Source organism: Arthrobacter sp. SLBN-112 (genome assembly GCF_030944625.1).
In the GTDB taxonomy this organism is placed as follows: Bacteria; Actinomycetota; Actinomycetes; order Actinomycetales; family Micrococcaceae; genus Arthrobacter.
In genome coordinates this window covers 325,210-344,069 of sequence record NZ_JAUSXY010000001.1, presented here as the reverse complement: position 1 = coordinate 344,069, position 18,860 = coordinate 325,210, and the positions used below count along the sequence as shown (strand labels likewise).

General features: G+C 66.9%; 14 protein-coding genes and 2 pseudogenes. 7 read left to right on the top strand and 9 right to left on the bottom strand.

What is annotated here, in order from left to right; genetic code table 11:
- The first annotated feature begins 34 nt into the window (after positions 1–34).
- Positions 35–292, top strand: a complete 258-nt coding sequence (locus QF050_RS01605) for a hypothetical protein (protein WP_308928851.1) — start codon at positions 35–37, stop codon at positions 290–292.
- 117 nt (positions 293–409) lie between these two features.
- Here QF050_RS01605 and QF050_RS01600 read toward each other — a convergent pair whose 3' ends face one another.
- Complete coding sequence (locus QF050_RS01600) at positions 410–2,902, bottom strand: ATP-dependent DNA ligase (RefSeq protein WP_308928850.1); 2,493 nt, start codon at positions 2,900–2,902, stop codon at positions 410–412.
- A 40-nt stretch (positions 2,903–2,942) separates the two neighbouring features.
- On the opposite strand from QF050_RS01600, the gene QF050_RS01595 reads away from it, so the two are divergent.
- The 3 genes and pseudogenes from QF050_RS01595 to QF050_RS01585 all read left to right on the top strand — a co-directional run bounded on the left by QF050_RS01595 (position 2,943) and on the right by QF050_RS01585 (position 5,509).
- Complete coding sequence (locus tag QF050_RS01595) at positions 2,943–4,085, top strand: Ku protein (RefSeq protein WP_308928849.1); 1,143 nt, start codon at positions 2,943–2,945, stop codon at positions 4,083–4,085.
- Positions 4,086–4,234: 149 nt separating this feature from the next.
- Positions 4,235–5,071 (top strand): annotated as a pseudogene (locus tag QF050_RS01590) (class I SAM-dependent methyltransferase); the annotation flags it as partial.
- Positions 5,072–5,077: 6 nt separating this feature from the next.
- Positions 5,078–5,509, top strand: a complete 432-nt coding sequence (locus QF050_RS01585; RefSeq protein WP_308932069.1) for an SRPBCC domain-containing protein — start codon at positions 5,078–5,080, stop codon at positions 5,507–5,509.
- Between the two features lie 115 nt (positions 5,510–5,624).
- Here the strand turns inward: QF050_RS01585 and QF050_RS01580 are convergent, their stop codons facing one another.
- From QF050_RS01580 to QF050_RS01560, 5 genes are all read right to left on the bottom strand, one after another.
- On the bottom strand, positions 5,625–5,903 hold the full coding sequence (locus QF050_RS01580; RefSeq protein WP_308928848.1) for an HPr family phosphocarrier protein: 279 nt from the start codon (positions 5,901–5,903) through the stop codon (positions 5,625–5,627).
- Positions 5,904–5,970: 67 nt separating this feature from the next.
- On the bottom strand, positions 5,971–8,070 hold the full coding sequence (locus QF050_RS01575) for a fructose-specific PTS transporter subunit EIIC (protein ID WP_308928847.1): 2,100 nt from the start codon (positions 8,068–8,070) through the stop codon (positions 5,971–5,973).
- Positions 8,071–8,072: 2 nt separating this feature from the next.
- Positions 8,073–9,095, bottom strand: coding sequence for a 1-phosphofructokinase family hexose kinase (locus tag QF050_RS01570; RefSeq protein WP_308928846.1), 1,023 nt, complete (start codon positions 9,093–9,095; stop codon positions 8,073–8,075).
- The gene (locus QF050_RS01565; RefSeq protein WP_308928845.1) at positions 9,092–9,898 is read right to left on the bottom strand and encodes a DeoR/GlpR family DNA-binding transcription regulator; all 807 of its coding nucleotides are present in this window, start codon (positions 9,896–9,898) and stop codon (positions 9,092–9,094) included. The genes QF050_RS01570 and QF050_RS01565 overlap by 4 nt, the downstream gene beginning before the upstream one ends.
- Positions 9,899–10,128: 230 nt before the next feature.
- The gene (locus tag QF050_RS01560; protein ID WP_308928844.1) at positions 10,129–10,386 is read right to left on the bottom strand and encodes a DUF6458 family protein; all 258 of its coding nucleotides are present in this window, start codon (positions 10,384–10,386) and stop codon (positions 10,129–10,131) included.
- A 172-nt stretch (positions 10,387–10,558) separates the two neighbouring features.
- Between QF050_RS01560 and QF050_RS01555 the strand changes: the two genes are divergently transcribed.
- The 3 genes and pseudogenes from QF050_RS01555 to QF050_RS01545 all read left to right on the top strand — a co-directional run.
- Positions 10,559–11,176, top strand: coding sequence for a dienelactone hydrolase family protein (locus tag QF050_RS01555; RefSeq protein WP_308928843.1), 618 nt, complete (start codon positions 10,559–10,561; stop codon positions 11,174–11,176).
- 197 nt (positions 11,177–11,373) lie between these two features.
- Positions 11,374–12,111: an HAD-IA family hydrolase gene (locus QF050_RS01550; protein WP_308928842.1), complete on the top strand. Its 738-nt coding sequence runs from the start codon at positions 11,374–11,376 to the stop codon at positions 12,109–12,111.
- Between the two features lie 137 nt (positions 12,112–12,248).
- Positions 12,249–14,573: pseudogene (locus QF050_RS01545) on the top strand (glycoside hydrolase family 65 protein); the annotation flags it as partial.
- An 84-nt stretch (positions 14,574–14,657) separates the two neighbouring features.
- Here the strand turns inward: QF050_RS01545 and QF050_RS01540 are convergent.
- The 3 genes from QF050_RS01540 to QF050_RS01530 form a co-directional block, all read right to left on the bottom strand.
- The gene (locus QF050_RS01540) at positions 14,658–15,968 is read right to left on the bottom strand and encodes an MFS transporter (protein ID WP_308928841.1); all 1,311 of its coding nucleotides are present in this window, start codon (positions 15,966–15,968) and stop codon (positions 14,658–14,660) included.
- 70 nt (positions 15,969–16,038) lie between these two features.
- Positions 16,039–17,052 carry a lipoyl synthase gene (gene lipA / locus QF050_RS01535; protein ID WP_308928840.1) on the bottom strand — a complete coding sequence of 338 codons (1,014 nt, stop codon included), beginning with the start codon at positions 17,050–17,052 and terminating at the stop codon, positions 16,039–16,041.
- A gap of 55 nt (positions 17,053–17,107) precedes the next feature.
- Entirely contained in the window at positions 17,108–18,547 is a 1,440-nt protein-coding gene (locus QF050_RS01530) for an L-serine ammonia-lyase (protein WP_308928839.1), read from the bottom strand.
- Between the last annotated feature and the right edge of the window lie 313 nt (positions 18,548–18,860).

Genomic DNA, 18,860 nt, shown 5'->3' with positions numbered 1-18,860 from the left:
CAAGGAAGAACGAAGGAAAGAAGGGAAGAAACAAATGGGTGAAAACTCCAACCAGTTCCACATCAGGCCAGAGGTGGCCGACCACCTTGCTGCTGCCATGGACGCACCGGTCACCCCGGGTCCCGCGACAACCGGGGCCATCCCCGTGGCACAGCAGAATGCATGGCCGGACGGCAGCGGCAAGCGACGGCACCCGAAGGACCGGGGTGCCGGCCACGGACGAATGGGCCACGAGGCAGCCGTAACGGCCGTCCACAGGACCGGCCGGCCGCAGATGCCGCACTCCTCGTAGCGGTCCGGCAACGGCCACTTACGAATCGACACGCAAATTACCTGGCGCCCCGAAAATTTCGTGGGCGCCAGGTAATTTCTGCGTCGCCGGCGGCCTTTGGCGTCGGAAACGGGGTCATCATTCCCGGACCACCTCCGCCGGGTCCTTGTCCACGCGCCAGCCCCGCCACCGCGGGTGCCGCAGCCGGCCCGGCCCGGTCCACTCGCTGTAGGTCACCTCGCCCACCAGGTCCGGGGCCACCCAGTGCGCGTCGGCTGCGTCCGGCCGGGGGACGTCATGGAACGGGGACGTCTTCCGGCCCAGCCGTTCCACGGTTTGCCGCAGTTCCGAGAGTTCGCGGGTACTGAAACCACTGCCAACCCGGCCCACGTACTGCAGTTTGTCTCCATCCGGTATCCCCACCAGCAGTGAGCCCACCGTCTCCTCCCGCCCGCCTTTCCCCGGCCGCCAGCCGCCCACCACCACTTCCTGGGTCTGCTCAAACTTGAGTTTGACCCAGGTCCGGGTCCGCTGCCCGGTCACGTAGCGGCTGTCGGTCCGTTTGGCCATCACCCCTTCGAGGCCCAGTTCCCTGGCGCTTTCGAGGAGGAGCCCCACGGGTTCGTCCAGCACCATTGACAGGTCCACCGGACAGTCTGACGGCCGGAAGAACTCCTCCAGCCGCCGGCGCCGCTGGCTGAGCGGCAGGCGCCGCAGGTCCTTCCCGTCTTCGAAGAGGAGGTCGAACAGCATCAGCCGCACGGGGATGGCGGTGCGGGCCTTGGCGACGTCGGCGGCCCGGGTGAGTTTCATCCGGCCCTGCAGGAGTCCAAAGTCGGGCCTGCCGCCGGGCCCGACGGCGATGATCTCGCCGTCGGCCACGAACGGCTGCTCCGGCCAGCAGGCGCGGTCCGTGAGCTCCGGGTAGGTCTTGGTGACGTCGTTGCCGTTGCGGCTCAGGATGCGGATCTTCTCCGTGTCAGCCACCAGGATGGCCCGGACCCCGTCCCACTTGAGTTCGTACTGCCATGTGCTGCCGCGCAGGTCTGCCTCGGTGCCCGCCGTCGCCATCATGGGCCGGTACTCGGCGGGGTCTGCGGACGTCTCCGTGGTGGGCTCCGCGGCCCGGGCGGCCCCCGCAGCCTGGGCCGTTTCGCCCGCGCCGGCTTCCGGGGAAGGCTCTGTTACTGCCTGGGCCGCGTGCCGTCGTCGTCCACCCGGGTGTTCCGGGTCCATCAGGTGGATGAGCCACTGTTTTTCCGCGTCCTTGCCCTGGCCGCGGCCGGTGTGGATGAGTGCGAGTTTCCTGGCGCCGCCCAGCCCGCCGCCGTCGGATCCGGTCAGGGTGACGATGACTTCCTTGCCGTTGATCCACTTGTGCAGTTCATAGGTGCCGGTGTCCCAGATGGTCATCTCGCCGGCCCCGTACTGCCCTTTGGGAATGGTCCCGTGGAAGGTGAGGTAGTCCATCGGATGGTCCTCGGTCTGGACCGCCAAATGGTTCTTGCCGCCGGATTCCGGGACACCCTTGGGCAACGCCCAGGACGCCATGACGCCCTCGTGCTCCAGGCGCAGGTCCCAGTGCAGCCGGCTGGCGTGGTGTTCCTGGATGACGAACGCGTTCCCGCCCGTCGGGATGCCCGCGAAAGGTTCCGGCGTCGCCTGGGGGTCCCGCATGGAGCGGTACGCGCCCAGTCGGGGGTCGCCGTCGTGCCCGTCCTCCTGTTGCTCCGCGCCGGCCGCAGCGTTGACGACGACGGCGAACGGGTCCTTGCCGTCCCGCACCCGCCGCAGCACCTCCTGGTAGTCCAGGTGCTTCAGCCGGGGAGACTCGATTTCCCGCCACGTCCGCGGTGCGGCCACCATGGGCGTGGGGCGGCCCCGCAACGAGTACGGGACCACAGTGGTTTTCGCCGCGTTGTTCTGGCTCCAGTCCACCAGCACCTTGCCCTTGCGGAGCGTCTTCTTCATGTCGCTGACCGCGAGGTCCGGGTGGTCCGCCTCGAGCGCCCGGGCCAGTTCCCGGGCGAAAGCTGAGATCTGGTCCGAGGTCTGGGAACCGTCAAGCGCGGCGTAGAGGTGGATGCCCTTGCTGCCACTGGTGACCGGCACGGGCTCCAGTCCCACGTCCTCCAGGATGGACCTGGCCAGCAGTGCCACCTCGCGGCATTCCGGCAGGCCCGCCCCCTCGCCCGGGTCCAGGTCCAGCACCAGCCGGTCCGGGTTCAGCTGGTTGCCGTGCGCATCCACCCGCCACTGCGGCACGTGGATTTCAAGGGAATTGATCTGGCCGAACCACGTCAGCGTGGCGGCGTCATTGACCAAGGGGTAGTGGATGGTCCGGTCCTTATGGGTGATCGCGGCCCGCGGCAGCCAACCAGGGGCGGAGTCCTCCAGGTCCTTCTGGAAGAACACCTCGCCGGGCTTGTCCGCCGTGCCCACCCCGTTGACCCATCTCTTGCGGGTGGCCGGACGGTTTGCCGCCGCCGGGATCAGGACGTGGGCCACCGCTGCGTAGTAGGCCAGCACGTCAGCCTTGGTGGTGCCGGTCTCCGGATAGATGATTTTGTCCAGGTTGGTGAGCGTCAATTCGCGCCCCGCCACCCGGACACGTTCCCTACTGCCGGCCACAGGTCTTCACCTCCGGCCCGCTCTGATGTTGACTGTAGGAATGAGAGCCATCTGGAAGGGTGCCATCGCGTTCGGGCTGGTCAACGTGCCTGTGAAGGTCTACAGCGCCACTGAGGATCATGACATCAGTCTGCACCAGGTCCACAACGCCGACGGCGGAAGGATCCGCTACCAGCGCCGGTGCGAGGTCTGCGGCGAGGTGGTGGACTACTCGGACATTGAGAAGGCGTTCGAGGAGGACGGCCGCACCGTGGTGCTGTCCAAGGAGGAGCTCAAGTCCATTCCGGCCGAGAACAGCCACGAGATCGAGGTGGTGCAATTCGTGCCGTCCGAACAGCTCGAACCCATGATGTTCGAGAAGAGCTACTACCTGGAGCCGGATTCCAAGTCGCCCAAGGCATATGTCCTGCTGCGCCGGGCCTTGGAGGACACGGACCGGGTGGCGATCGTCCAGTTCGCGCTGCGGGAGAAGACGCGGCTGGGGGCCCTGCGGATCAAGGACGACGTGCTGGTGCTGCAGTCGCTCCTCTGGCCTGATGAGGTGCGGGAAGCCAGCTTCCCGTCCCTTGACGCCGACATCAGGATCTCGGCCCAGGAACGCGACATGTCCGCGGCTTTGGTGGAGTCCATGGCTGCCGACTTCGAGCCCGCCTCCTTCACGGATGACTACCAGGTGCAGCTCCGCCAGCTCATCGAGGCCAAGCTCGAACAGGGCGAATCGCTAGACACGGAGGAGACCTTCGGCGTCGAAGCCGGCGAGGGGGGCAAGGGCGAAGTCATCGACCTCATGGAGGCCCTCAAGCGGAGCCTGGACCGGAAGCGCGGCGGGGCTGCCGCCGGCGGGGATTCCGACGGCGGCGCGGACACCGGGGAAGAAGAACCTGCCAAGCCCGCACGCAAGGCAGCCGGCACCAAGGCGGCCGCGTCCGGGAGCGCCAGCACCAGGACGGCCTCCTCCAGGACAACGGCCTCCAGGACGGCCGCCAAGACAGGTACGGACGATGCAAAGCCGGCCGCCACGAGGCAGGCCGGCAAGGCCCCCGCCACCAAGGCTGCCGCGAAGCCGGCGGCCAAGACTGCTGCCAAAGCCACAGGCACCAAATCCTCCACCACCAAATCCGCCGGCACAGCAGACAACAAGCCGCCCGCAAAGACCAGCACCAGGGCGCGCAAGCCTGCCTGACACTGTCCGGGCCGGAACAGCTGCTGTGCCTTTACAGAGGCCGCCATGGCGTCCACAATGAGTCGCATCGCAGCCTCCGCTGTGCCAACAGCGTGCTGTCACCTATTGGGAACGGACCCGTGGGAACGGACACGAAAAGGGGCGCGGACATGAACGATCAGGCCGCCGCGGAGGCGGACCGGCAACTCAAGGCCAAACACCGGGCCATGTGGGCATCAGGGGACTACCCGGCGCTCGCCGACGAAATGCTCCTGGAACTGGGCGCGGTGCTGGTGGAGGCGTGCGGCATCAACCCGCGGCAACGCGTCCTCGATGTTGCGGCAGGAACCGGCAACGCAGCCATCCCTGCGGCCATGATGGGTGCCAAAGTAGTGGCCGGCGACCTCACACCCGAACTCTTCGACGCAGGACGGCGGGAGGCAGCGAACCGGGGCGTCACCCTCGACTGGCAGGAAGCCGACGCCGAAGCCCTGCCCTTCGGCGATGAAGAGTTCGACACCGTCATGAGCTGCATCGGAGTGATGTTCGCTCCGCGCCACCAGGCAGCCGCCGACGAACTGCTCCGGGTCTGCAAACGGGGAGGCACCATCGGGCTGCTCTGCTGGACGCCGGAAGGATTCGTCGGGCAGTTGTTTGCCGCCCTGGGTCCGTTCGCGCCGCCGCCCCCGCCGGGTGCGCAGCCCGCCACGCTGTGGGGGAGCGAGCAACACGTCCGCGAACTGCTGGGGGACAGGGCCGGCAGTATCCGCACCAGGAAGCAGAACCTGGCCGTCCGGAGCTTCCACCAGCCGGCGGACTTCGTCAGGTACTTCAAATCGCACTACGGCCCCATGATCTCCGTGTACAAATCACTGGCCGATGACCGGGACAAGGTCAAAGCCCTGGACCAGGCCCTCACGGACCTGGCCGACTCCTACGGGGACGCGCACGGCGACGTCCCGTTCCAGATGGAATGGGAATATCTGATCTTCACGGCGAGAAAGGCCTTGAGCATGACCGGAAACCATGTGGCAACATCCGTTACCACCATCGACGCCACGCCCGAACAAGTGTGGGAGGTGATCACCGACCCCGCGGCGGTGAAGGAGTTCATGTTCGGAGCCACCCTGCAGACCGACTGGAACGTTGGCAGCCCCATCATCTGGCACGGCGAATGGGAAGGGAAGCCCTACCAGGACAAGGGTGAGATCCTCGCCGTTGAACCGGGGCGGAAACTGGTCCACACCCACTTCAGCCCGTTGTCCGGCCAGCCGGATGAACCCGGGAACTACCACACGCTCGAATGGACCCTGGAGGACCAGGGCGGCGCCACGAGGCTGACGCTGGCCCAGGACAACAACCCCAGCGAAGAAGCCGCAGCGCACTCCCGGGCGATGTGGGACAAGCTGGTTGCTGACGTGAAGGCCATCGCCGAACGGGGCTGACCGCCAGGCCTCCCGAAGGAGGCTTGACGCTGAAAGCCAAACGGCCGCCGTCGGGCGTTCCCCTGGGGAAGCCCGACGGCGGCCGCCGGCTGTGTGCTGCAAGGCAGCATGGCTGCTACTCGGCGTCGTGATCCGTTTCCAGGATCTGCACCAGGCGCTCCAGGGCGTCGTCCGCACCGGCGCCTTCGGCGCGGAGGACCACTACGTCGCCGTGCGAGGCGCCCAGGCTCATGAGGGACAGGATGCTGGCGGCATCCATCGCCTCGTCTGCCGGCTCCCCTTCACGGGCGATGGTGATCTCCAGTTCGAACTCGCCTGCCGCCTCAGCGAAGATGGCGGCGGGGCGTGCGTGCAGGCCCACTCGACTGGCGACGGTTGCGGTGCGTTCTGGCATTGTTGCTCCTTAGTCGTTCGGCGTGCTGACGGTTCAGCGCCGGGAGGATAGGTGGGTCGGGGCCGGCTTAGACGGTCACGGGAACCGGTTCAACCGTATCAACGGTCTTCTTGACTGCCCAGCGTTTGAGAGCGATCACCGACAGGGCCGTAACTACCGTACCCACCACGATCGAGACGACGAACATCACGAAGTTGTCGATGGCGAAGAAGACGAAGATGCCGCCGTGCGGTGCCTTGGATCCGACGCCTGCCGCCATCGAGATGGCTCCGGTCACCGCGCCGCCCAGCATGCTGGCGGGGATGACGCGCAGGGGATCGGCCGCGGCGAACGGGATGGCACCTTCGGAGATGAAGGACGCCCCCAGCAACCAGGCGGCCTTGCCGTTTTCCTGCTCCGCGAGGCTGAAGAGCTTCTTGTTCAGGACCGTTGACGCCAGCGCCATGGCCAGCGGGGGAACCATGCCGGAGGCCATGACCGCTGCCATGATCTGCCAGGGCGCCTGGTTGTCGATGGTAGCCGCACCCAGGCCGGCGACGGCGAAGGAGTAGGCAACCTTGTTGACCGGGCCGCCGAGGTCGAAGCACATCATCAGGCCCAGGATCACGCCGAGCGCGATGGCGCCGGCACCGGTCAGGCCGGACAACCAGGCGTTCAGGCCCTTGGTGATGGCCACGATCGGGCCGCCCAGGATCAGGAACATCAGGCCGGACGCCACCAGCGATGCCAGCAGCGGGATGATCACCACGGGCATCAGGCCACGCAGCCAGCGGGCTACCTGCAGGCGGCCCACCATGTGGGCGATGTAACCGGCGAGCAGGCCGCCGACGATACCGCCGAGGAAGCCGGCTCCCATGAAGCCGGCCACGGCTCCGGCGACGAAACCGGGGGCGATACCCGGCCGGTCAGCGATCGCGTAGGCGATGTAGCCGGCCAGCGCCGGGACCAGGAAGCCCAGCGAAAGGGCACCGATCTTGAACAGCACCGCGCCCAGGTAGGCGCCCAGCGGACCCCACGCGTTGTCAGGGAACTCGGTAGGCAGGTTGAAGAGGCTGTTCTGGACAACGATATTGTCCGCGTATTTGGTGATCAGGTAGCCGCCCATGAGGAAGCCAAGGGCGATCAGGAGGCCGCCACCTGCCACGAACGGAATCATGTAGCTGACACCGGTGAGCAGGGCCTTCTTCAGCTTCTGCCCGATGTGCTCGCCCCTCTCCTCGGCTTCGTGTTCGGCCTGTTCCTCGGCACCGAAGTGCGGGACGCGGCGGGCGTGCGGGTTGTCGGCTGCGGCGAGCGCTTCCTGGACCATCTTGTCCGGTTCGTCGATGCCGCGCTTCACGGGGGCGTTGATGACGGGTTTGCCGGCAAAACGCTCCTTCCCGCGCACGTCCACGTCGACCGCGAAGATCACGGCGTCCGCGGCGGCGATGACGGCGGGGTCCAATGCCTTGGCACCGGATGAGCCCTGGGTCTCCACCTGCAGGTCCACGCCCATTTCCCGGGCAGCCGCCACGAGGGAATCGGCTGCCATGTAAGTGTGGGCGATGCCGGTGGGGCAGGCCGTCACGGCTACGAGGCGCTTGGGGCCGCGTCCGCCTGAGCCTGCGGCACCGGTGGCGGGAGCGCCGGAAGCGGAGCCGGCGGCGCCCGCTGCGCCAACGCCGGCAGCCACCGGAACTGCATCCGCCACGGGAGCGGCAGCGTGCGCGGCAGGCTTGTCCGTCAAGGCACCTTCGACGAGTTCCACGATCTCTGCCTCGGAAGCGGCGTTGCGCAGCGCGGCCGTGAAGTCCTTCTTGATCAGGGAGCGGGCCAGTTTGGAGAGCAGCTTCAGGTGCTCCTGGTCAGCGCCGTCCGGGGCGGCGATGAAGAACACCAGGTCCGCCGGGCCGTCCTTGGCGCCGAAGTCCACCTTCGGGTCCAGGCGGGCCATGGCCAGGGTGGGAACCGTGACGGCGGCCGAGCGGCAGTGCGGGATGGCGATGCCGCCGGGGATGCCGGTGGCGGTTTCCTGCTCGCGGGCGAAGGCATCGGCGAAGAGGCCTTCGACTTCTGTGGCGCGTCCGGCGGCAGCTACCTTGCTTGCCAGATGCCGGATCACCGCTTCGGGCGCGTTACCCAGGTTCTGGTCGAGCTCGACCAGTTCCGTGGTGATGAGCTGAGTCACTGTCAATCCTTTCGAAGGGCCGTGATGATTACGGCATCCGGGGTGGTTTGGTGTACTGCCGGAACAGTGGAACCCGGCAGCGAGGCAGCGGCGGCACCGTGGGCCACCGCCTGACGAAGGCAGTCGGCCGGGGCGGATCCCCGGCCGTGGGCGAGCAGGTAGCCGGCCAGCGCGGAGTCGCCCGCGCCCACCGTGCTGACTGCGGCGACCGGCGGGTGCGTGGCCAGCCACGCGCCGTCGGCCGTTACAAGGACAGCTCCCTTGGAACCGAGAGTTGCCAGCACAGCACCCACGCCGGAGCGAACGACGGCGGCTGCGGCGGCTGCGGCAGCAGCCGGGTCCGCTTCCAGCTCGTCTCCGGTGGCCGGGGCAAAACCCGCGGCTGCGGCCAGCTCAGCCAGTTCTTCGGCGTTGGGTTTGAGGAGGTCCGGTTTCCCGGAACCTGGGGTTGTTGCGCCGCTGCCCGTGCCGTCGTCGGACGTTCCGGCGTCGGTCAGGGAAGCGGCCAGGGGCGCCCCGGAGGAGTCGACGGCGATCAGGGGCGCAGTGCCATTGCCTGCCTCCCTGATCCGACGGGCCACCATGGCGTAGAAGTTGTCCGGGAATCCAGGCGGCAGCGAGCCGGCCAGGACCACCCAGCTGGCGCCGCGCGAGCTTTCCAGCAGCAGCTTGATGAGCGCTTCCTGCTGGTCTGCCGCCAGGACGGGCCCGGGTTCGTTGATCTTGGTGGTCACGCCGCCGGGTTCGGTGAGCGCCACATTGGTCCGCAGCGGCTCGTCGATGGGCAGGGACACGAACGGCACCGCCTGCTCGCGCAGGCCGGCGAGGACGGGATCGCTGTCTGCTCCAGGGAGGACGGCCAGGGACTCGAGGCCGGATGCCACCAGGGCGCGGGAGACATTCACTCCCTTGCCGCCGGACTCCTGCCGGACGGAGACGGCACGCTGCACCTCACCGCGGGCCAGCGGGCCGGGCAGGGCAACGGTGCGGTCAAGGCTGGGGTTGGCCGTGAAGGTGACAATCATGCGACCACCACGTCTACGCCGGCGTCTTCCAGGGCGGCCGCGAGTTCCGGCCCGGGTTCACTGTCTGTGATCAAGGTGTCCAGATCTTTCAGGGAGGCGAACTGGACCAGGGTTTCCGTGTCCAGCTTGGAGGAATCGGCCAGCACCACAATGCGGCGTGCCGATTGGACGAAGGCTGCCTTGACGGCGGCTTCTTCAGGATCGGGAGTGCTGACGCCAAAAGTGGCGTGGATGCCGTTGGTGCCAATGAAGGCTATGTCGGGGCGGATGCGGGAGGCGGAGTCCACCGTTGCCTGGCCCACGGCCACCTGGGTGATTCCGCGGACCCGCCCGCCCAGGATTTGCAGGGCAACGCCGGGAACGTTGGAGAGCTTGCTGGCGATGGGGACAGCATGGGTGATGACCACCAGTTCGTGGTGCGGGCCGGTTCCGTCGAACGGTTCGACGGCGGTGCGCCGCGCCAGCATGTCCGCGAGCACCTCGGTGGTGGTGCCGCCGTCCATCAGGACGCTGGCCGGCGAGTTCCGTGGGATCAGCGCGAGTGCGGCTTCTGCGATGCGGATCTTCTGGTCCGGCCGCTGGATGGCGCGCTCGGTGACGCTTTCTTCGGTGGTGCTGAAGCGGTCGGCAGCCACGGCGCCGCCATGGACGCGGCGGACGGTGCCCGCGTTCTCCAAGGCGGCGAGGTCCCTGCGCACGGTTTCGGTAGTGATGCGGAAGCGCTCAGCCAGCAGGGTCACGCTGACCCGGCCGTTGCCGGCGACAAGCTCGGCAATCTTTTGCTGGCGCTCTTCGGCGAACACTTACCCTCCGTTGCGTAGGTTCCTGCGTGACTGGCATCACATTGATGTTGAGTTACTTGACTTTATCTTTGGTTATGTTGGTTTGTCAATGGAAACCCACACGAAACAAAATCCGGGTTCGAAGAGCTTCCTCAGAAACGGGAAGGCCGGGCTGGACGTGTGGTGGTCCAGCCCGGCCTTCCGGGTTCATGGCTGTTCTCCGGGCTCTGGGTCCCGCGTTCCGCTTTTGCTTAGATGCCGCCGTCTCGCGTTTCGTTGCGGGTGATGCGCTCGCCCGTGTTGGGATCGATGACCGAACGGGACTCGCTGACGCGGCGGCTCCGGCCGGGGGAGGCCAGGATCAGCGAGGCGATCAGGCCGATCACGCCCACGGCGATCAGGATGTAGCCCACCAGCTGCTGGTCCACGAAGGGGATCAGTCCCGGAGCCACGGCCCAGGCAAGGATGGCGCCGAGGGCGATGAGGAAGATTGACGAGCCGATTCTCATGACGTGCTCCTTATGGCCGCGTCCAGTGCGGCACTGGTATGGCGTTACGGGAAAGTGTTACGTATGGTGCCACTGCTAAGCATGCTGTCTGTCAGGCGACACGCTACCTCCCGGCGGTACCGGATTCAATCACCCTGCCGGGATGGCGTGCTTGCGTCGCTACGCTGGTCCGGTGGAAACAGTAGTGTGGTCCAAACCCGAAAAGCTGCGCGCCGGTACGCCCTTGCTGGTGATGATGCATGGCTACGGCACGGACGAGTCCCGGATGGTGCGCCTCTTCGAGCACCTGCCCCGGGAGTTCACCTTCGCCGCGCTGCGTGCTCCCATGCCCATTGGCGACCACTGGGGATGGTTCCTGCTGGACTATTTCCTGGCCAACGACTTCGCGGACGTCATCTCCGCCGCCACCTCCGTGCGGGCCTGGATCAGTTCGGTCAGGGACCAGCACAGCAGCGTCACCCTGGTGGGCTATTCCCAGGGGATGGCGATGGCGACCACGCTCCTGCGGCTGCACCCTGACGACTACAAAGCCGTCGTTGGACTGTCCGGGTTCGTGCTCAACAACGAACTCCTGTCCACCATGGACTCCTTCGAGACCAAGAAGCCCTTCTTCTGGGGGCGGGACAAGGCAGACCTGGTAATCAACGAAGACGCCACCGCCTACACCGCCGAATGGCTGGCGGAGAACACGTTGCTGACGGCCCGGACCTACCCGGGCATGGGTCACGCCATGTCCAAGGCCGAGATGGTTGACGTCAGTGCCTTCCTGCGTCACTACGTGCTGCGCTGAACCTTAGGCGGATGCTGCCGGCGCGCAGAAAAAACAGTTGCCAGTCAAATTTGCAAGCGCTTACACTCGTCTGTGGCCATGATCGGTCCTGCAGTGGGCGGACACGGAGATGCTGCTGTGCGCTTGAGCACAGGAGTCTCCTGTGGCCGCACCGGCGGGGCCGGCTGTCCGCAGACTGAAAGGACACCGCACCGCTGATGACACACCACACGTCGCCCGGGACCACCGACTGGACCGGCGCCGCCGCAATCCTGTTCGACCTCGACGGAGTACTGACGCCCACGGCCACCGTGCACGAGCGCGCCTGGCAGGAACTGTTCGACGGCTACCTGGCCTCCCATCCGGACGTTCCCGGGTACCGCGAAAGCGACTACTTCGACCACATCGACGGCAAGCCCCGTTTTGACGGGGTGCGGGACTTCCTTTCATCCCGCGGAATCACGCTGCCCGAAGGCCCGCTCGACGACGACCCCGCCCACGAAACGGTCCACGGCCTGGGCAACCGGAAGAACAAGCTCTTCAACGACATCGTCAGCGCCGGCGTCGAACCGTTCGAAGGCTCGGTGCGGTTCCTGGAAGCGGTGCTCGCGCAGGGACTCAAGGTCGCCGTCGTCTCATCCTCCCGGAACGCGCCCGCTGTCCTGCAGGCGGCCGGGCTCAGCCACCACTTCCCCGTGGTGGTGGACGGCGTGGTGGCCGCGGAGCAGGGCCTGCCCGGCAAACCGAGCCCGGCCACCTACAAATACGCCGCGAAACTGCTGGACCTCTCCAGTGCGGAGTGCGTGGTGGTGGAAGACGCCGTGTCCGGCGTGCAGGCCGGACGGGCCGGATCGTTCCACTCCGTCATTGGGGTGGACCGCGGTGCCGGCCGGCAGACGCTCCTGGATGCCGGCGCCACCCTGGTGGTCAACGACCTTCAGGAACTCATTCCCTAATCCGGTGTTGCCCGCCCCCCGCCTCCGGGCAACCGGTGCCGCCACCCCAACGTGGCACCAATCCGAGCAGCGCATTTCCCCCGAATACCTCGTGCCCGCCCCCGGCGGCACCCGGCAAGGCCAAAAGGATCCCCACCATGGCAGTCATCACCGCGGACCGCGAACGGTTCCCCGACACCCCCTGGCAACTCGTTGAAACCCGCCATGAGGCAGGTGACGCGGGAACCCTCGAGACACTGTTTGCGCTCGGAAACGGGCACCTGGGCATCCGCGGCGCCCACTGGGCGGCAGCAGACGCCGGGCTGCCGGGCAGCTTCATCAACGGCCTGCACGAAATCTGGGACATCAAGCACGCGGAAAACGCCTTCGGGTTCGCCCGGACCGGGCAGCGCATCCTCTACATTCCGGACGCCAACAACTTCGCGGTGGTGGTGGACGGCGAAACCCTCAGCCTCGCCGAGTCCGAGGTCCTGGAATACCGCCGAACCGTTGACTTCTCCACCGGAATGTATGAATGCCGCATCACCTGGCAGTGCCGGTCCGGGGCTGCCGTGACCACCACCGAACGGCGCGCCGTGGGCTTCGAGTCCCGCGGCTGCCTCGGCATCTCGCTCGAGGTGGCCACGGACCGGCAGGTCTCGCTGGACGTCACCTCACAGGTCATCAACCGCCAGGACCAGCCGGTGGAAGACCACTCCGTGCACGATCCGCGACGGTCCGGCCGCCACGCCGGACGCGTGCTGCTCCCGGTGCGCCTTGATGGCGGCGACGGTTCGCTGCGCCTGTCCTGGGAGGCCGCCGAATCCAAGCAACGCGTGGGCCTGGCCGTGGACCACTGGACCTCCGCGGGGCACCAGCCCTTCGAAACCCTGGTGGACCAGGACGACAGCAGCGTCCGCTATGTCCTGGCAGTGGACCCGGACGAGCCCTTCCGGCTGGAAAAGAGTGTCAGCTACGCCGCCGGCCGTCCCGTCCAGGACCCCGGCGTCGACGCAGCAGCTGTGGCCGAGGAAGCCCTCCGCCCGGTCAACGAGATCTTTGCCGAGAGCATGGCCCATTACCGCGGCTACTGGGCCACGTCAGACATAGTTGTGGGCGGCGGCAGCCCCGGGTTGCAGCAGGCCATCCGCTGGAACCTGTTCCAGCTGGCCCAGGCCACGGCACGCGCCGACGTTGCCGGCATCCCTGCCAAGGGCGTGACCGGCTCCGGCTACGAGGGGCACTACTTCTGGGACCAGGAGGTGTACCTGCTGCCCTACCTCACCTACACAAATCCCGACGGCGCGCGGCAGGTGCTGGAGTTCCGCCACGGCATGCTTCCAGAGGCAAAGATCCGGGCCAAGGAGCTGAGCGTGGATGGTGCGCTCTTCCCGTGGCGTACCATCAACGGGCTCGAGGCAAGTGCCTATTACGCTGCCGGAACGGCCCAGTTCCACATCGCGGCAGCGATTGCGTTCGCCACCAACCGGTACCTCTGGGCTACCGGCGATGCGGCGTTCCGGGACGGGATGGGCGCTGAACTCCTGATCGAGACCGCCCGGATGTGGATCTCCCTGGGCTTCTTCGGCAAGGACGGGCTCTTCCACATCCACGGTGTCACCGGCCCCGACGAGTACACGGCCGTGGTGAACGACAACCTCTATACCAACGTGATGGCCCGCTTCAACCTGCGTGCCGCTGCGGCGCTGGAACACCCCGAAATCACGCAGGAGGAGCGCCAGCTGTGGCAGGCCGCAGCCAGCCGGATGCAGCTGCCGTTCGACACCCGGATGCAGGTGCACTCCCAGGACAACGACTTCATGACTCTGGAAGCGTGGGACTGGACCACGCCGCGGTCAAAGTACCCCCTGCTGCTGCACTTCCACCCGCTGGTGATCTACCGCCACCAGGTCCTCAAGCAGGCGGACACGGTCCTGGCCATGTTCCTCCAGTGGCAGGACTTCACGGCCCAGGAGAAGCAGCGGGCCTTCGACTTCTACGATCCGATCACCACCGGCGATTCCACCCTCTCTGCCTGCGTGCAAGGGATCATGGCAGCCGAGGTGGGGTATTCGAAGGAAGCCCTGGACCACTTCACCAGTGCCGCGTTCATCGACCTGGACGACACGCACGGCAACACGATCGACGGCGTCCATATCGCGTCCACGGGCGGCGTGTGGAGCTCGCTGGTGTGCGGCTTCGCCGGTATGCGGGACCAGGGGCCGGTGCCGTTCTTCGATCCGCGCCTGCCCGCAGAATGGGACGCGTTGGCCTTCCACTTGAAGATCAAGGGGCGCCTGCTGCTGGTCCAGCTCGCGTCCGGTTCCATCGCCCTCACCGTCCAGGAGGGCGAGCCCCTGGAAGTTGACGTCCGGGGCCAACGCGTCCTCGTGGCGGCGCAGCCCGTGCAGGTTCGGCTGGAACCGGTGGCCGTTCCCGCGCCAACGGTCTTTCCCAGCGGCCTGCCGACCGCGAGCATCCCCCGTGGTGCGCGGCAACAGTTAGGCGGCCTGCCGGGCACGCAGGACGCGTCCGACGGCGGGAGGAGACGGCGGTGCCCCGCCGCCTTAGTCTCCTGCCGTCGTCGGCTGTTCCACCTGAGGCACGGCGTCGAGCGGATGTGCGAGTTCGTCGTGAGGCATTTTGGCGGCAGCCATGGCCACTGCCGCCATGAGGGGGCACACGCCGCCGGCCACCAGGAAGATCAGCCAGATGGGCAGCACTTCCGCCGCCGGTCCTGCCAGTGCCATGGATACCGGCATCAGGGCCAGCGACACAAAGAAGTCCAGGCTGGAAATCCTTCCCAGGAGGTGCGGCGGGACGCGCCGTTGCAGCAGAGTGCCCCAAATGACCATGCCGACGCTGCCGGTGGCGCCGAACACGAACAGGGCCGCGCCGATCGCCCAGAAGTTGTCCGTCACTCCGATAGCTGCCAGCGGAAGGCTGCCTGCGCCCCAGGACACCATCATCACCGTGAGGTACCGCCGCGGCAGCCGGAAGGACGCGGTGAGCAGCGAGCCGAGGGCAGCGCCGACGCCCATGATGGCGAGCAGGAACCCGAACGCGCTTGAATCGCCGTCAAGCTGGTCGCGGACCACGAAAGGCAGCAGCACCTCGATGGGTCCTATCAGGAACAGCACGGAGATGCAGGCCCACAGCAGGGTCCACAGGAGCCAGGGCGTGCGCACGGTGTAGCCCACGCCCTCGCGCAGATCCCGGAGGAAGGATTGACGACGACGTTCCGCGCCTTCCGCACTCTCCCCGCCTTCGCCGCCCGCACCCGGGCGTTCTTGGGTGCGCAGGAAGTTCAGGATGACGAAGGCCGCGAAGTGGCAGCCGGCAACTGCCGTCACTGCGTGCGACGGCGAGAGCGCTGCCACCAGGACACCGGCTGCCGCGGGGCCCGCCGCCTGTTGCAGGACCGGCCGCATGGACCCCTCCATGCCGTTGGCCGCCAGGAGGTCCTCCGGCGGAAGGATGCGAGGCAGGATGGCCGAGTACGCGGGGAAGAAGAAGGCGGCGCCGACCCCCAGCACGAACGCGCCCACCGCCAGGTGCCACAATTCCAGCCAGCCGGCCATCGCCAGCCCGCTGACGGCGGCGATTACGGCGAGGTTGGCGCCCTCCACGGCGATGATGAGGCGCCGTTGGGGAACACGGTCGGCCGCGATCCCGCCGGCCAGGACGAAGGCCACCAGGCCAACGCTGCCGGCGGCCGCCACCAGGGAGAGGTCCAGCGGGCCGCCGCCCAGGTGGATCACCTGGTAGACCGTGGCCACGGCCCACATGCCCGACCCGAAAATCGAGATGGCCAGGGCCGCGATCAGCACGCGGTATTCGCGATGGGCAAACGGCCGCAAGGCTTTGGGCGTGGGCATAGGCCCAGTTTAGGGGCGTCTCCGGCCGCCACAACCACTGCGGTTGAGCCGGCCCAAACCCCGTAGGGGATTACCCGGCGAGGAGGGTGCTGGCTTCCTGGCGGGTGGTGCCGGAGTCTTGGATGCCGTCGGCGATGTGGGCGAGTTCGGCGGGGATGTCGCGGCCTTTTTTGCGCATGGCGGTGGCCCAGAGGCGGCCGGCGCGGTAGGAGGAGCGGACCAGGGGGCCGGACATGACGCCGAGGAAGCCGATTTCCTGGGCTTCGTGCTGGAGGTCCACGAATTCCTGGGGTTTGACCCAGCGGTCCACGGGCAGGTGGCGTTCGGAGGGGCGGAGGTATTGGGTGATGGTGATCAGGTCGCAGCCTGCCTGGTGGAGGTCGCGGAGGGCTTCGGAAATTTCCTCGCGGGTTTCGCCCATGCCCAGGATGAGGTTGGATTTGGTGACCATGCCCAGGTTCCGGCCTTGGGTGATGACGTCCAGGGAGCGGTCGTAGCGGAACGCGGGGCGGATCCGTTTGAAGATCCGGGGGACGGTTTCGACGTTGTGGGCGAAGACTTCGGGTTTGGAGTCGCAGATCGCCTTGATGTGGTCGGGGTTGCCGGAGAAGTCCGGGATGAGCAGTTCGACGCCGGTGCCGGGGTTCAGTTCGTGGATTTTGCGGACGGTTTCGGCGTAGAGCCAGACGCCTTCGTCTGCGAGGTCGTCGCGGGCGACGCCGGTGACGGTGGCGTACCGGAGTTGCATGGATTGGACGGAGCGGGCCACTTTGGTGGGTTCGAACATGTCCACGGGGGAGGGTTTGCCGGTGTCGATCTGGCAGAAGTCGCAGCGGCGGGTGCATTCGGAGCCGCCGATCAGGAAGGTCGCTTCCTTGTCTTCCCAGCATTCGAAGATGTTCGGGCAGCCGGCTTCCTCGCAGACGGTGTGCAGGCCTTCTTTTTTGACCAGGTTCTTCAGCCCGACGAACTCCGGGCCCATCTGGACCTTGGCCTTGATCCATTCCGGCTTCCGCTCCACCGGAACGGCAGCATTGCGCTGCTCGATCCGCAGCATCTTCCGGCCCTCGGGTGCCAATGTCATTATCGTGTTCCTTTGTTCGTGGTCTTGCCGTTGGTTGAGCTTGCCGAATCCCGGGTCAGCATTCGACGACGTTGACGGCGAGGCCGCCCATGGCGGTTTCTTTGTATTTGGAGGACATGTCTTTGCCGGTTTCGCGCATGGTGATGATGACTTCGTCGAGGGAGACGCGGTGGGTGCCGTCGCCCCAGAGCGCCATCTTGGCGGCGTTGATCGCTTTCGCGGCGGCGATCGCGTTCCGTTCGATGCAGGGGACCTGGACCAGCCCGCCGATCGGGTCGCAGGTCAGGCCCAGGTTGTGTTCCATCGCGATTTCCGCGGCGTTTTCCACCTGCGCCGGGGTCCCGCCCATCACCTCGGCCAGGCCGGCCGCGGCCATCGAGGACGCGGACCCCACCTCGCCCTGGCAGCCGACCTCGGCCCCGGAGATCGAGGCCTGTTCCTTGTAGAGCACCCCGACCGCGCCCGCGGCCAGCAGGAACTTCACGACAACGTCGTCCCGGTCCGCGGCGGTGGCTTTGTCCATCCCGGGGGCGAAGTGCAGGGCGTAGAACAACACCGCCGGGATGATCCCGGCCGCCCCGTTCGTCGGGGCGGTGACCACCCGGCCGCCGGAGGCGTTCTCCTCGTTCACCGCCAACGCCACCAAATTAACCCACTCCTGCCAATACCGAGGGTCGTACGGGCCCGCGTCCCAGCCCGCGTCCTGGTCCGTGTCCCTGCCGTCGGCGGTTTCCTTCTTCAACCGCTCAAACCAGTCCGGGGCGCGGCGGCGGACCTTCAACCCGCCCGGCAACACCCCCTGGCGCGTCAGCGAGGTCGCCACACAGGCTTCCATCACGGACCAGATGTGCAGCAGCCCGGCCCGGATCTCCTCCTCCGTGCGGGAGGTTTTTTCGTTCACGAGCATCACGTCCGCGATGCCCAGCCCGGTCACCGCGCAATGTTCCAGGAGTTCCGCGGCGGTCCGGAACGGCAACGGGAGCTCCTTCTTGGATTCCTCCAGTTCCTGCTGCGCCGCGTCCTCCTCACCCTCCCGGACGATGAACCCGCCACCGACCGAGAAGAACGTCGCCGCATGCACCACCGCACCCGCGGCGTCCGTGACCGTGAACGTCATCCCGTTCGTGTGCCGCGGCAACACCGTCAACGGCCGCAACACCATATCCGCCACCCCATAGGGCAGCGGGACTGCGCCGGCGAGGTTCAGGACCCCGGTCTCCGCGATCGCGGCCAACCGCTCCTCCACCTCCCCGGGCAGGATCAACTCCGGATGAAACCCCTCCAACCCCAACAAGATCGCCGTCATCGTCCCATGCCCATGCCCCGTCGCCGCCAACGACCCATACAAATCCACCCGCAACCGAGCCACCCCAGCCAGCACACCCGAAGCCCTCAACTCCTCCGCAAACACGGCAGCAGCCCGCATCGGCCCCACAGTATGAGAACTAGAGGGGCCAATCCCGATCGAAAACAGGTCAAAAACTCCAACAGCCATAACGGGTATTCCTAACTAAAACTGTGGTTCGGTTGATGGTGGCCGGGCTTGGGTGGGCGGCTGCGGAATTCCTCCGCGTGCTGGCTCGTTCCTCGCCTCTGACGCACGCTTCCGGAATCCCCCACCCACCCCGGGTCCGTCACCACAGCCACAAGGCAAACAAGCAGACCACATACACGATCGGATAGGCCGGGAAGACAAAAACGCAGGTAGTCCGCATCCCGCCCCTGACCGACGGCAGACCCGAGCCGAGCCATACCCAAGGCGACGGACCGAAGCCCCTGTGGAACCGGTATCCGGAAGCGTGCGTCTA

Bases quoted from the DNA above. Each gene is read 5' to 3' on its own strand.
- QF050_RS01605 (WP_308928851.1), top strand. From the start codon at position 35: ATGGGTGAAAACTCCAACCAGTTCCACATCAGGCCAGAGGTGGCCGAC.
- QF050_RS01595 (WP_308928849.1), top strand. From the start codon at position 2,943: ATGAGAGCCATCTGGAAGGGTGCCATCGCGTTCGGGCTGGTCAACGTG.
- QF050_RS01585 (WP_308932069.1), top strand. From the start codon at position 5,078: ATGACCGGAAACCATGTGGCAACATCCGTTACCACCATCGACGCCACG.
- QF050_RS01580 (WP_308928848.1), bottom strand. From the start codon at position 5,903: ATGCCAGAACGCACCGCAACCGTCGCCAGTCGAGTGGGCCTGCACGCA.
- QF050_RS01570 (WP_308928846.1), bottom strand. From the start codon at position 9,095: ATGATTGTCACCTTCACGGCCAACCCCAGCCTTGACCGCACCGTTGCC.
- QF050_RS01560 (WP_308928844.1), bottom strand. From the start codon at position 10,386: ATGAGAATCGGCTCGTCAATCTTCCTCATCGCCCTCGGCGCCATCCTT.
- QF050_RS01550 (WP_308928842.1), top strand. From the start codon at position 11,374: ATGACACACCACACGTCGCCCGGGACCACCGACTGGACCGGCGCCGCC.
- QF050_RS01540 (WP_308928841.1), bottom strand. From the start codon at position 15,968: ATGCCCACGCCCAAAGCCTTGCGGCCGTTTGCCCATCGCGAATACCGC.
- lipA (WP_308928840.1), bottom strand. From the start codon at position 17,052: ATGACATTGGCACCCGAGGGCCGGAAGATGCTGCGGATCGAGCAGCGC.
- QF050_RS01530 (WP_308928839.1), bottom strand. From the start codon at position 18,547: ATGGCTGTTGGAGTTTTTGACCTGTTTTCGATCGGGATTGGCCCCTCT.